Source organism: Prevotella multiformis, assembly GCF_018127985.1.
In the GTDB taxonomy this organism is placed as follows: domain Bacteria; phylum Bacteroidota; class Bacteroidia; order Bacteroidales; family Bacteroidaceae; genus Prevotella; species Prevotella multiformis.
Window position 1 is genome coordinate 511,813 of record NZ_CP072358.1, and the last position, 13,499, is coordinate 525,311.

Genomic DNA, 13,499 nt, shown 5'->3' on the forward strand with positions numbered 1-13,499 from the left:
CTTCCCGCAGCTATTTCCCTGCTGCTTACTCTTATAACAATCCGATACGCCTATTTACGTAAAGGGAAATAATAAAAAATGTTATAGCACCTGCATAGGGACGGAATCCCTGACAGGCGCACGCCACGCTTCTCCGCCCGCCCTGCTTCCGGCCGGCATCCGCCGCCGGTGCCCGTCCTCCGTCCGGACACTCCCTGCACGGAGAAGGACAGGGGCGCAAGGGACGGCCGGTCCGTCCCAGACAGTCGCCGCTTCCCTACCGGCAAGCCAGGGAGCCGGTCTCCGAGGGCTCCACTTCCGGCAGACGGAGGGGACAAAGGGGCATTCTGCCCTGTACAGGGGATCATTCTCCGTGCTTCAGTTTCTTCCGCAAGGACTTCAGCGCCTTGTACAGGTGTACCTCCACCGTACGTATCGAAATGCCCAGCTGCTCGGCGATCTCCTTGTTTTTCCTGTCATGTTGATAGCTTAGGATAAAGACTTCACGGCATTTGGCCGGGAGCTCGCCGATGGCATCGTTGATACGTTTCCGCATCTCCAGTCCCTCGATATACCCCATCACATCGTTGTTTTCAGGGTTATAGTACTCCAGCCTGAACTGCGTGAACTTCTTCACGCTGTCGGCATGACTGCTGACAACCGTACGGTGCTTGAGGAGGTTGAGCGCCCGGGTATAGACCGTCCGATAGAGGAACGCCTTGACATGGCTCTCGTCCTCGATGTCCTCCCTGCGCTTCCACAGTTCCATGAAGGCTTCCTGTACGACATCCTCCGCCTCATCGTCACGGACAAGACGTGCGGCATAGAAGGAAAGAGCGGGGTACGACTCCCGGAATATCTGTCTGAACCTTTGTTCTGATAGTGTCATTATTGATACTTTTTCCTGCCGGCTACGGATGTTGTCAGCATCTGCAGGAGAGCTTCATTGAAGGAATGATGACCTTTTTATGTGACAAAGTTACACTTTTTATACTTGTCAACGGATACGGGGTGGTTAATTTATGTGAAATAAGGAAGCGGCACACCTCATATTAATATAATTGACTATCTTTGTAAAAGTAATCTCATTATTTTAACAGCATGGGGAGAGGGCGATGTGCTGCCCGTTACCCTTGAACAGGATGAAAAGTGACCGTCTGAAAATCAATTCCGGCCTCAGGCTATGCGTGTGCGCCCTTCTGCTGATGCTGGGCGTACAGCGGGCTGCCGCACAGGTGTCGCTGACGACGAACCGCACGGCGTTGAAGACGGTCATCCAGCGCATAAAATCGAAGACCCACTACCGTTTCTTTTACAGCGACGAGCTGGGCAGGGAGCAGGTGAATGCCGTCTCCATCCGTGACCTGCCGATAGACTTCGTGCTGGACCGCCTCTTCGCCAACACGGGAATCACGTACAGAATCATTGACAACATCATCTATCTGAAAAAAGGGAAGCCGGAAACAGCCGCCCCGGAACGTGCGGCGGCCGCCCGAAAAACGCCGCAGCAACAGGAAGAAAGCCGCAGGAAACCTGCCGTCTACACCTTCCGGGGGCAGATACAGGACGTGGCAGGCAACCCGCTTATCGGTGCGACCGTCACCGTGAAGGGTTCGCCCAGGGTGCACGCCGTCGCCGACCTGGACGGCAGATTCACGCTGGACACCGAGACCCCCTCCCCGCTGCTGACGGTATCCTGCGTAGGCTTCACGTCTGTGGAGAGACGGGGAGAAAGCCGGCACAACCAGCTGTTCGTGCTGAAAGAGAACCCTTACGAACTGGGCAACGTCGTCGTGACGGCAATGGGCATCAGCCGTTCGGGCGCCGCCCTGAGCTACAATGTGAAGCACGTGGAGCAGGAGGAAGTGAACACGGTGCGGACCACCAACCTCGCCAACATCCTGGGCGGGAGGGTGGCAGGAGTCGCCGTCAACGAGTCGGCAGCCGGCATGGGCGGCGCGGCACGCGTGGTGATGCGCGGCCCGAAGTCGCTGGCACAGAGCAACCAGCCGCTTTATGTCATTGACGGGATTCCCGTGAACAACCGCAGCAACGACGACATCAAGAGCGGCATCTACTCCCAGCAGCCCGGCGCAGAGAGCATGGCCGACATCAACCCCGACGACGTGGAGAGCATCTCGGTGCTGACGGGGGCTGCCGCTGCCGCCCTGTACGGCTCTGCCGCCGCACAGGGCGCCGTGATGATCAGGACGAAGTCGGGCAGAACAGGGAAACTCTCCGTAGAGCTGTCGTCGGGAACGCAGTTCCTCTCGCCCTTCATCCTGCCCGAGTTCCAGAACGAATACGGGAACCGCCCCAACGAAATGAAGTCGTGGGGAGCAAAGAATCCGGACGGTTTCGCACGCTATACGCCGGACGACTTCTTCCGCACAGGCGTGAACTTCACCAACAACGCCACCCTGACAACAGGAACGGAACGCAACCAGGTCTACCTCTCCCTGGGCTCGTCAACGGTGAGCGGCATCATCCCCAACAATGACTTCCAGCGGTACAACCTGTCGTTCAAGAATGTCTTTTCGACGCTGAAGGACAGGCTGCGCTTCACCTTTTCCTTCAAGTTCATCAGGGAGAACGACCGCAACATGCTGGCGCAGGGACAGTATTTCAATCCGCTGACCTCCGTCTACCTCTTCCCCCGAGGCGAGCGGTTCGACGCCATCAGGGACTACGAACACTTTGACGCGGCACGGAACGTCAGCCTGCAGAACTGGAACTATGGCGACGACCTGAAGATGCAGAACCCTTACTGGGTGACCCACCGCATGGTGAAGACGACGAAGCGCAACAGGTACCTCACCGACCTGGGCGTGAAGTACCGGCTGACCGACTGGCTGGCATTCGAGGGCCGCTTCCGCCGGGACGAAGCGGCGAACAGGATCGAAGACAAGCGCTACGCCTCCACACTGGACATCTTCGCCCATTCGCCTTACGGATATTACGGCTACTGCAAGGTGAACGACCGGACACGCTATGCGGATTTCATGGCGGATGCCGCCCGCCACTGGGAGGACTTCTCGGTCAAGGCGAATTTCGGAGCCGCCTTCTCCTACACGTCGTATGACGTGGCGGGATTCCAGGGAGGACTGAAGGCACCGTCCAACCTCTTCACGCCGAACGCCATCGACTACAGCAAGGTGACGGGAGACAACCGTGCCATCTTCGAACTGACCCGCCACACGGTCAATTCCGTCTTCGGGAGCATGGAGACGGGCTGGAGGGAACGGCTCTTCCTGACACTGACAGGACGCTCCGACTGGGACTCCGCACTCAGCAATACCGCACGGCAGTCGTTCTTCTATCCTTCCGCAGGCCTCTCCGCCATCCTCTCCAGACTGTTCAGGCTGCCACGCTTCGTCAATTACCTGAAGGTCCGCGCCTCATGGGCTTCCGTCGGATCGGCCATCCCGCCCAACATCTCCTCCGCCTGGCGGTATGAGTATGTGCCCTCGACTGGCACTTACCGCACCGTCACCTACAAGTTCCCCGACACCTTCTACCCTGAAAGGACCAACTCGTGGGAGGCCGGCTTCACCGCCCATCTCTTCAAGGAGGCGGTATCGGTGAAGCTGACCGTCTACCAGTCGGATACGAAGAACCAGACCTTCCTCCGTCAGATCACGCTCGGCGGCGCCTACGACCGGGAGTACATCCAGGCCGGAGACGTGCGGAACAGAGGACTGGAAGTGGGACTGGGCTACCAGAAGGCATGGGACAGGCTGCGCTGGACCATGGACATGACGTACAGCATGAACCGCAACCGGATCGTCAGCCTGCTCGACAATCCCAACGAGACCCTGCGGCAAGGCGGGCTGAACGGCTGCGAAGTGATCCTGACACAGGGAGGGACGATGGGCGACCTCTACACCTTCACGGATTACAAACGTGATGCGAAAGGGAACATCCAGCTCAATGCCGACGGACAGGTGATGCAGATGGAACTGCCGTCGCCGAAACTGGCAGGCTCGGTATTGCCCAAGGGACAGCTCGGCCTGAACAACAGGGTCTCATGGCGGGGACTGGAAGCCGGACTGCTGGTGACCGCCCGGCTGGGCGGCATCTGCGTGTCGCAGACGCAGGCCTTCATGGATTCCTACGGTGTCTCCCGGAAGACGGCAGACCTGCGGAACGCCGGCGGAGTCGCCGTCGGCAGCCGGATGATTCCGGTCGAGAAATATTATACCGTGGTGGGAGGCGAGACCCCCATCTGGGATGAATATATCTACAAGGCCACCAACGCACGGATCAAGGAGCTCTACCTGAATTACACGTTCGACAGGCTGATCCGCGGCGCAAAGGTGACGCTGGGCATCACGGCAAGAAACCTGTGGATGCTTTACTGCAAGGCTCCCTTCGACCCGGAGTCGACCCCTTCGACGGATGTGTACTACCAGGGATTCGATTATTTCATGCAGCCCAGCCAGCGTTCGCTGGGCTTTTATGTCAATGTAAAACTGTAGGCTATGACCATCCATAGAAAAATCCTGCTGCCCCTGGCCGTCCTTCTGGCGGCTCTGTCTTCCTGCACAGGCAACTTCACAGACGTGAACCGGCCGGGCAGCAGACTGTCGCCCGAGGAGCTGCAGCGCGACAACTATGCCGTCGGCTCCTTCCTTATCCAGATGCAGGGCGTGGCCTTTCCCGAACAGGAGAATGCCTACCAGACGATGATCGACTTCGTGGGCAACTACCTGGGACGCTACACGACCTACACCAAGGTACTGCCGAAGAACCACACCCTGTTCAATGCCGCCAACAACTGGTGCGCCTGGCCGGCATCGTATGCACCGGGGCTGGTATCGGCCTTCAATGCGGTGGTGAAACTGAACGGAAAGGAAAAGGTGTCGTACGCCTGGGCGCTGATACTCCGCACACAGGCCTTCCTCCGCTTCACGGACATCTACGGACCGTTCCCGCTCAGCAGGGATGCCCATCATGCAGAGGTGTATTCCTCACAGCGGGACATCTATCTGCACCTGATCGACGACCTGAATGAGGCCACGGCCTTCCTTGCCTCAGACCGCAGCCTCGCCGAAGAGAAGGTCGTCTTCGCCCCTTACGACCTCGTCTACAAAGGCGACTTCGACAAGTGGCGGAAGTTCGCCAGCTCGCTCAAGCTGCGCATCGCCATCCGCATCAGCAACGCAGAACCGGCCATGGCACGCGCACTGGCCGAGAAAGCCGTAAGGGAAGGGGTCATCGAACGGAATGCCGACAACTGCACGGTCGCCTGCAACAAGTCGGGGCTGTGGACGACGGCCGTGTCATGGGGCGACAGCCGCATCTGCGCCGACCTCGAGAGCTACCTGACGGGATACAAGGACCCGCGGCTGGACAAGTATTTCCTGCCGGCAGGACAGCCGGGACCGCGCAGGTTCATCGGCTGCCGGGCCGGCGCACTGACAGGGAGCAACTTCCTCGCCAAGCGGCTCTACTCCACCGCCAACGTGTCGGAGACGACACCGGGGGTATGGCTGACGGCCTCGGAGATGGCTTTCTGTAAAGCGGAAGGCGTGCTCCGGGGATGGGACATGGGCGGCGGAACGGCAAAGGCATACTATGAACAAGGAGTGACCCTCTCCTTCGAGCAGTGGGGAGCGAACGGAGCAGCCGACTACCTGCTGGACTCCACATCCACGGAGGCCGACTATACAGACGCCCCCGGCGGATTCGGAGGCGACTGCCCCCGGCAGTCGGACATCACAATCCGGTGGGATGACAGCGCACCGCCGGCCGAGAAGATGGAGCGGCTGATCGTACAGAAATGGATCGCCCTCTATCCCGACGGACAGGAGGCATGGAACGAGATACGGCGGACAGGATACCCGCGTATCTTCCCCGTTCCGCAGCCGACGAACGGATACAGCCTGCTGACTCCCAACAGAATCCCCTTCGACAAGAACGAACAGATCAACAACCCCCGAAATTACTACAAGGCGGTGGAATATCTGGGAGGAGCAGACGACTATGCGACACCGATGTGGTGGCAAAGGTAAAAAAGGCTCTTCAGGATTTCGGAGTGATGGGGGTGTCTCGTGAGTCGATGACTTTGATGAAATATCACACAGAGGCAGGGAGCTGTTGAAAAGGTAAAAAGGTGAAAGAGTAAAAAGGTAAACATGATTCTGTCATGCCGCCGCCCTGCCCTCCTGTTACTCCTGTCCTACTCCATCCTATCTTTATCAGGGTTTCTTGTCCGCTTGCCTTACCCTCCAGCCCCTCTCTCTCCCCTGACCTTCAGGGTTCTCTGTTCCCTGCTTCCCCTCAAGGCTCTGTGAGTCCCGTGGCTCCGTGAGAACACACACCCCGGAAGATGGCGTTTCCGCACGAAATCAGGCTCTTCCGTTAAATGCGTAGATGCTTTTCATATAGCTTTAACGGAAGAACCGAAGTGAATCATGAAACAAAAACATGGCCAAAACTGTCAACTGTCTATCCTAATCATCAGCCTCCGAGTCAAAGACCTTTTCATTTTAATACGTTGAAAAGACAGATAGGATTTTGAAAAACCATTACATAATTTCAAACAGATCATCTGTAAATGTAAAGAACACGTGCAAAAAACGAGTTTGTAACCAGCAGTCAATCAATCGGTTGTTAAGTCGTTTGTAAAAGGTGCTTAATTGGACTTCAAAAGGGCGTTGGTAACACGCTAAAGGAGCACCCATTGCAGGTCAATCAGGCATCTTTCAGGAGCCAGAAGAGCATGTGTCAGCTTTGAACTGCATAAAAATGTTTACAAACACCGATCATCTGAGAATAAGTTGTTTGTAGAAGACGGAAAGACAGGCTGACGGGCAGGCATCGTATCAATTTGTCTTTTCTGCATTTTATCCTGTAGTTTACCCTCCTTTGCAAGACCATCCGTTTTTGGAGAGTCATACTATGCAAGTACACAAGCCCTTTATTCTATTCCTGTCCATCCATTTAACGGAAGAACCCATTTTACGACATTTTGCTTTTATAAAAAAAATGAGTATCTTTGCAAATATATGAAAAAATAAGCTATGCTAATAGCTAACAACAATGATACAATTTAAAGAACTACCTACTTGTTAAACATAATTTTAATTCTAAACAATATGATTAAAGTATTTATTTCTCATAGTAGTGCGCAGAAAGATTTCGCACAACAATTAGTAGAATTACTAGGACGTGACCGTTGCATTATTGATTGCTATGACTTTGAATCTGCTTACAAAACTCTTGATGAAATTTATAGTGCAATAGAGGAGTCTACAGTTGTAGCTTTTTTAGCAACCAAGGATTCATTATCTTCAGAATGGTGTATGAAAGAAATTGATTACGCTTATTCACATCTTAAAGCAGATCAAAAACAAAGATTATGGCCCTTTGTTATAGATGAAAAGGTTACATTAGATGATATGCCTAATTGGATGGTAAAGGATGAAGCTTATAATATAAAATATTTCAAATCTCCCAAACTGCTTGCAAGAGATATTGAACAAAAAAACAGGAAGATTATATGGGATAAAAAACCATTAATAAAAGATAAAGAAACAGCTTTAGTAGGAAGAAATGAAGAGATTAACATCTTTGAGGAAAAGATTCTATCCTCTAATTATCAAAATATCAGAGCTCTTTTTATTTCTGGAAGAGAAGGAGTTGGTAAGGCTTCTTTTGCAAAAAAATGCATGAGAAAAAACGGCTACCCTGATGAGTTAGAACCGTTTAAGTTAAGTTTGGGAATAAAGGAAAGCATAGAGGATTTTATCATAGGGTTAAATCTTATAACTGAAAATTACAATAGTCAAGAATTAGAGGAAATCTTTCAAAAAGAACCAAAAGAAAAATCTAAGGCTGCCGTGAAGATTTTAAATACTCTGTACGATAACCGTTCTGTATTATTAGTAGATGATAACATGGCTATGATATTGCCTAATCGTAATATACCAGACTGGGTGTCTGATATTTTAACTAATGAAGACTTAAATCCACAGTTAGGGCTCTATGTTCTGTCCAAAATTACCCCCACAGCATATATTGAAACACGGATTCCTCAAATTGTACACATATCGTTAAAACCTTTAAATAGGGCAGATCGCAAAAAGCTGTTCTATAAATTTGCAATAATAAACAATTTGAAAATTTCTGATAAAGATGCAGATTTCTTTGTAGATCGTTTATTGCAATCGCCTGAACAAATTATAAATTCCATAATGGCTATTAAAAAGAATGGCTTGACCTTGGCAAAAAATGACATCGAAGAACTGATTAAAATAGGTGATTCAAAAATCAGACCAATTATAGAGCTGTTCAGTGAAGAAGAAGAGAGACATCTATTAATCGTTTTGTCAAGGTTTGATTTTTTAAGTTTTGAAGTGCTTGAAGGTATCTATGAAGAAAGATACCATGAAATCTTACAAGTAATTCAAAAGATGTTATTTCATGGTGTAGCAAATACATTCGGACCTTCTGATATTTTTATTAGACTTGATTACTCTCTAAGTGATTATATAAGAAGAAATAAATTTATTATTCCGGAGGATTTAGAAAATCATGTTACTGGTGTCTTGGAAGATAAAATTGCATCTTCCAATGATATAACCCAAGATGCATCTGTGTATATGTATAATATTAAAAGAAGAATAATCGAGGGGAAAAGCAATAATGACAATAGTTTATTCTTGATACCATCAATAGTTATCAAATCTATTATGGATTTATATAATAAAATGGAATATAACGATGTTGTCGAAATATGTGAGAACATCCTGAAAAATAGTACAAGGTTTTATAGGGATGTAGAACGAGAAATAATTTATTGGTTGTGCTTAGCACTATGCAGGCTTAAAGATATTGATAAATTTAAGAACTATGTTAATGACATAGAAGGTGCTGACAAAGACTTCTTACGTGGCTTTTCTTACAGGAATACAGATAATTATGAAGAAGCAGAACATTTCTACAAACAAGCACTTAAAAAACAACCTAGCATGCAACGTGCAAAACGAGAACTTGTAACAGTTATGCTAGCCCAGCGTAAATATGAAGAGGCACTTGAAATGGCTGCATATAACTTTAATCATAATCCAGAAAACACTTATCATGCCTATGCTTATTTTCGCTGTTTAGTAAAAAAGAAAAAAATAAAAAATGAGGATTTGCAGATATTAGAAGCAATAATGGAAATAGTTCAAAATAGCTTTTCTGATAAAAAAGAAGAATTATATGCTGCTATGGAAATAGAATTCCATGCATATGCTTTACGAGATTCTCCTTCTAAAATATTACAGCTTATAAATAAAGCACAAAAAGATTTTCCAAAATCCTTAAATATAAAACGTGCCGCTCATGAATATAAATTTAAACAGGAAATGATAGTTAAAGATCAATCTTTTAGTGAAGATTTTACATTTTAACACTATTAATCATATTACGAGACCTCTGCAAAACCTCATATAGATAGCGAAAGCATAAATATAACTCATTGATTATCAATAGTAGCTTTTGGGGGAAAAAAGACCTTTGCAGAGGTCTCAATACCTTAATTCCGCAGCGTAAAATCATGTTAGTAATCCAAGTGTCTGAGAAACAAATTCCTCTAAACACTTGGATATGTCAGAATTTTCACCTATCTTAGTGATGTAAACATAAAAGCTCTAAGTGCCAAAACCCAGAATCGGGGAAAGCTTCCTTTCCCCTTGACAATTCCCAATCCTCTTAAACAGCAACAACCGCTACCTTTGAGCTATTCGCTCTTGGGTAGCGGTTGTTCTTTATAAATGACAGCTGTACTGGGTGGAAGCGAGTTCTGAAACACCTTCCTTTCCGGAGGCGACAAGACAGCAGATATGTGATGCTTATTTATGACAACCCCTCCTTACAGGGTATGCAGACAGAGAACCTCCCCGAAAGGCAGCCGCTTCTCAACGCAGTTTCTTGCTCATCCTGCCGTCCGGTGTCACGCGCAGTTCTATCACGTAAGTCGTGTCGGCATCGGGAATCCCGATGATGACATAATAGTACAGTGCCTTCGCATCGGCACGGGTGAAGTACATCTTGCGGAGAATACTGCGTGAGAGAAAATCCCTCGGGACAAGCGACTGGAACTCCTGCTTGCGGAAGTCATGGGCGAAGACCGGAGTGCCATGGTTGAAGAGACGCAGGGAAGCCACATTGTCAAGATACATATTGTCAACCTCTACGCCATTGTCATTGTAGGTAGACTTGATGACCTTGTCGGAGGTGGTCTCCACATGGACCCTGCTTTCAAAATATCCCAAGTCCGTGCGGATTACCGTGTCCTGCGACTCCTCCCGGAAAGTATTTACCGCATAGACATGATAGCTGAAGGCCGAACGGAGGGTCTTGTCTCCGCTCTTCACCAGCCTTACCTCGTCGCCGTTCTGGTTGGCGAATTTCAGCAGATGGGGCGCCTGCTTTTCTATCTTATAGCCGTGCAGCGTCTTTCCCTGCAGGTAGAGCGTGTCCTGATAGACCCAGAAGCGCACAGGCATGCTGGCCGAATCGGGATAGAAGATGCTGTCGCCCTTCACCAGCATGGCAGGGTCGCTGCTCTCGCCGTTCGTCCACAGCCCCTGCAGCATCTCCTTCGCCTGCTTGTCTTCATGCGACTGCTGATAGCCGGCACCGCGGTTGCGACAGGCTGCCAGCAGCAGTGCCAGCAGTACCAGTACACTGACGATTGTCTTCTCTTTCATAAGCAAGGATCAATAGATTTCAACATACTCTCCGCGGCCGGAATGCCTGACGGACATCCACGGCTGCCCTTCGCAAGTCTCAGTCAAACAGCCAGGCATCCTTCAGAGCCACCCCCTTGTTGAGGTCTTTGTCTGAAAGCACGACATCCTTGGCATCCACAGGCCATTCAATGCCTATCGTCCCGTCGTTCCAGCGGATGCTCGCCTCGGCCTGCGGCGCATAGACATTGTCTACCTTGTACGTGAAGATCGCTTCATCGGAAAGGACGAGGAAGCCATGGGCGAAGCCCCGGGGAATGAAGAACTGACGTTTGTTGTCTTCAGACAGCTCCACCATAACGTACCTGCCGAAGGTCGGTGAGCTCTTGCGGATGTCGACAGCCACGTCCACGACCCTGCCCTTGATGACACGCACCAGCTTGGCCTGCGAGAAGTCGCCTTTCTGATAATGCAGTCCACGGAGAACCCCATAGCCCGACTTCGACTCGTTGTCCTGGATGAACTCGACGTGATGTCCGATATGTCCATCGAACTCGGCCTGTTTGAACGACTCAAAGAAGTAACCTCTTGCGTCATTGAAAACCTTGGGTTCAATGACCCATACCCCGTCAATGTCAGTCTTTCTATACTCCATCGTATTTGTTTTTAGATTACAGCAAGGCAGCAGCACAGGCAGCCTGCCTTATGCAAAGGCAGTGCCAGCGAGCGCAATGAGAGCTCGCTCGCAGATTGCCGAGCGCAGCCTGCCTTATGCAAAGGTAATAAGAATTGTTGATTATAAAAAGCTTTATCGACTTTTTCAACCCCCGCAGGAGATTTTAAGATACGGCTCTTGGAACTTCCGAATAAAATAAGTAATTTTGCAAGCGTGATAAAACTCGACCGACATATTGAGATACTCCTGCTGGAGAACGACTGTGTCATTGTCCCGGGGCTGGGAGGCTTCGTCGCCCATCATGTCTCTGCAAGATATGATGCAAACGACGGCCTGTTCCTTCCGCCTTACCGTACCCTCGGGTTCAATGTGCAGCTGAGGATGAACGACTCGCTGCTGGTGCAGTCGTATGTGGATGCGTACGACATGAGCTACCCCGAGGCGCTCCGTCAGATCGAGCATGAAGTCGATGAGATTTACCACACGCTCGGCGAGGAAGGCTCCGTCGAGCTGTCCGACCTCGGCTGCCTCTCCAGAAACCCTGAGGGGAAACTGGTGTTTGAGCCTTTCGAAAGCGGCATCCTCACGCCGTCTTTCTACGGTCTGAGCAGCTTCGACTTCGGGAAGATCGCCGCCGGCAACGCCGATGCGGACCAGCCGGAGACGGCCGGGCGCAAAAACTCCAGGCACAGGATCGTGTACATCGACCATTCGGACGGACAGGACAAGCGGATCAGCATCAGCATGCGTGCCGTCCGGAATGTCACGGCAGCTGCCGTCTTCCTCACCGCCGTCTTCCTCGTGGCTTTCCCCGGGACGACACGCAGGGGAATGCCCGAACAGCAGATGAAGAGCGGTGTCCTCTACAACATCTTCGACTCCAGCGACACCCCGAATGCGTCCGAACAGTTCAGGCCCATGAGGGCGGAAAGCCGCTTTGCCGCAACCGCCGGTACGCAGACTGCCCCGGCCTCCACGTCCCATTACTGGACCATTGTCATGGCGAGCCACGTCACGGAAAAGAACGCACGTGCCTTTGTCGCCCGGCTGAAGAAGCAGGGGCTCGAAGATGCCCGTGTCTACGAGGGGCCGGAAAGCACGAAAGTACTTTACGGCCGCTTCCCGAGCCGGAAAGCAGCATACGACAAGATGAAAGTCCTCACCTCGACTACCGAGTTCAAGCAGGCGTGGGTGTTAGAAATCGGAAAGTAAAAATCTTCCCGCCATCCTTTCAGGAGAGAAGCGACCGCGGAGAACCCGCCGGGACAGCCTCCCTGCCACCCCCACTCCGTTTTTTCACGTCCGCCCCCTCTGCCGCCTCCCCTCTCCTCTTCCCTCTTTTCAGAGGAGAGCGCCGCCGAAAGGGCTTTGTCATTCCACCATTATCCATTCTATATGAAACGCGTCAGATGTCCTAAATGTGACAACTTCATCACCTTCGACGAAACGAAATACAAGTCCGGACAGCGGCTTGTCTTCCAGTGTCCGCAATGCGGAAAAGAGTTCGGCATCCGCATCGGCGTCTCCAGACTGCGCAAGACACAGAAGGAAGAGAACCGCACCCCTGCAGCAGCCGAACAGGAAAACGAGTTCGGTTCACTGCACGTCATCGAGAATGTATTTCATTTCCGGCAGGTCATCCCGTTGCAGATGGGAGAGAATGTCATCGGCCGCTACATGAAAGGAAACCCCATCAACTGCCCGATAGAGACGGTCGACCCCAGCGTGGACATGACGCACTGCACCGTCACCGTCAGCCGCGACAAGCACGGGAGGCTGCAGTATGTGCTGCGCGACGGACCGTCTAACACCGGCACTTTCGTCGACAATGAAATCCTCGGCGACCGTGAACGGAGGGTGATCGAAGGGGGAACGCTCTTCACCATCGGCGCGACAAGCATCATCCTCCATACACCGGAAGAGGATTGACGAGGAAAGGCTTTCCGCAAGTGCGGACCTTGCAGGGCAGAGGGCGCCGCATAGGAACGTGATGCCTGCCGGACGGCTACGGCCGGACAGAGGGCGGAAACGGCGCCGTCCCGGTAGGATCCGGACCGTTTCATCTTCCCCTTCCCGCTGATTCCGGACCGGCCGGGAGGACTTCATAAGCAGGCAAAACCGCAGGAGGTGTGCCGGACATTGCCGAGTTCAGGCGATGTCCG

At 51.4% G+C, this 13,499-nt stretch carries 8 protein-coding genes; 5 read left to right on the top strand and 3 right to left on the bottom strand.

What is annotated here, in order from left to right; all coding sequences use genetic code 11:
* Positions 1 to 343: 343 nt before the first annotated feature.
* Complete coding sequence (locus J4864_RS08440) at positions 344 to 868, bottom strand: RNA polymerase sigma-70 factor (RefSeq protein WP_007366825.1); 525 nt, start codon at positions 866 to 868, stop codon at positions 344 to 346.
* 253 nt (positions 869 to 1,121) lie between these two features.
* Here J4864_RS08440 and J4864_RS08445 point away from each other — a divergent pair, with 253 nt between their 5' ends.
* From J4864_RS08445 to J4864_RS08455, 3 genes are all read left to right on the top strand, one after another.
* Entirely contained in the window at positions 1,122 to 4,457 is a 3,336-nt protein-coding gene (locus J4864_RS08445; protein ID WP_211815299.1) for a SusC/RagA family TonB-linked outer membrane protein, read from the top strand.
* A 3-nt stretch (positions 4,458 to 4,460) separates the two neighbouring features.
* Complete coding sequence (locus J4864_RS08450) at positions 4,461 to 5,993, top strand: RagB/SusD family nutrient uptake outer membrane protein (RefSeq protein WP_211815300.1); 1,533 nt, start codon at positions 4,461 to 4,463, stop codon at positions 5,991 to 5,993.
* 1,086 nt (positions 5,994 to 7,079) lie between these two features.
* A complete protein-coding gene (locus tag J4864_RS08455; protein WP_211815301.1) occupies positions 7,080 to 9,380 on the top strand; it encodes a toll/interleukin-1 receptor domain-containing protein in 2,301 nt (766 codons plus the stop codon).
* 507 nt (positions 9,381 to 9,887) lie between these two features.
* Here the strand turns inward: J4864_RS08455 and J4864_RS08460 are convergent.
* Both J4864_RS08460 and rfbC read right to left on the bottom strand, forming a co-directional pair.
* The gene (locus J4864_RS08460) at positions 9,888 to 10,682 is read right to left on the bottom strand and encodes a DUF4738 domain-containing protein (RefSeq protein ID WP_211815302.1); all 795 of its coding nucleotides are present in this window, start codon (positions 10,680 to 10,682) and stop codon (positions 9,888 to 9,890) included.
* A 79-nt stretch (positions 10,683 to 10,761) separates the two neighbouring features.
* A complete protein-coding gene (rfbC, locus tag J4864_RS08465) occupies positions 10,762 to 11,316 on the bottom strand; it encodes a dTDP-4-dehydrorhamnose 3,5-epimerase (protein WP_211815303.1) in 555 nt (184 codons plus the stop codon).
* A gap of 234 nt (positions 11,317 to 11,550) precedes the next feature.
* On the opposite strand from rfbC, the gene J4864_RS08470 reads away from it, so the two are divergent.
* Both J4864_RS08470 and J4864_RS08475 read left to right on the top strand, forming a co-directional pair.
* Positions 11,551 to 12,549, top strand: coding sequence for an HU domain-containing protein (locus J4864_RS08470; protein WP_449579662.1), 999 nt, complete (start codon positions 11,551 to 11,553; stop codon positions 12,547 to 12,549).
* A 183-nt stretch (positions 12,550 to 12,732) separates the two neighbouring features.
* Positions 12,733 to 13,266 carry an FHA domain-containing protein gene (locus J4864_RS08475; RefSeq protein WP_211815305.1) on the top strand — a complete coding sequence of 178 codons (534 nt, stop codon included), beginning with the start codon at positions 12,733 to 12,735 and terminating at the stop codon, positions 13,264 to 13,266.
* The last annotated feature ends 233 nt before the right edge of the window (positions 13,267 to 13,499 follow it).

Bases quoted from the DNA above. Each gene is read 5' to 3' on its own strand.
- J4864_RS08460 (WP_211815302.1), bottom strand. From the start codon at position 10,682: ATGAAAGAGAAGACAATCGTCAGTGTACTGGTACTGCTGGCACTGCTG.
- J4864_RS08450 (WP_211815300.1), top strand. From the start codon at position 4,461: ATGACCATCCATAGAAAAATCCTGCTGCCCCTGGCCGTCCTTCTGGCG.
- J4864_RS08440 (WP_007366825.1), bottom strand. From the start codon at position 868: ATGACACTATCAGAACAAAGGTTCAGACAGATATTCCGGGAGTCGTAC.
- rfbC (WP_211815303.1), bottom strand. From the start codon at position 11,316: ATGGAGTATAGAAAGACTGACATTGACGGGGTATGGGTCATTGAACCC.
- J4864_RS08475 (WP_211815305.1), top strand. From the start codon at position 12,733: ATGAAACGCGTCAGATGTCCTAAATGTGACAACTTCATCACCTTCGAC.
- J4864_RS08455 (WP_211815301.1), top strand. From the start codon at position 7,080: ATGATTAAAGTATTTATTTCTCATAGTAGTGCGCAGAAAGATTTCGCA.
- J4864_RS08445 (WP_211815299.1), top strand. From the start codon at position 1,122: ATGAAAAGTGACCGTCTGAAAATCAATTCCGGCCTCAGGCTATGCGTG.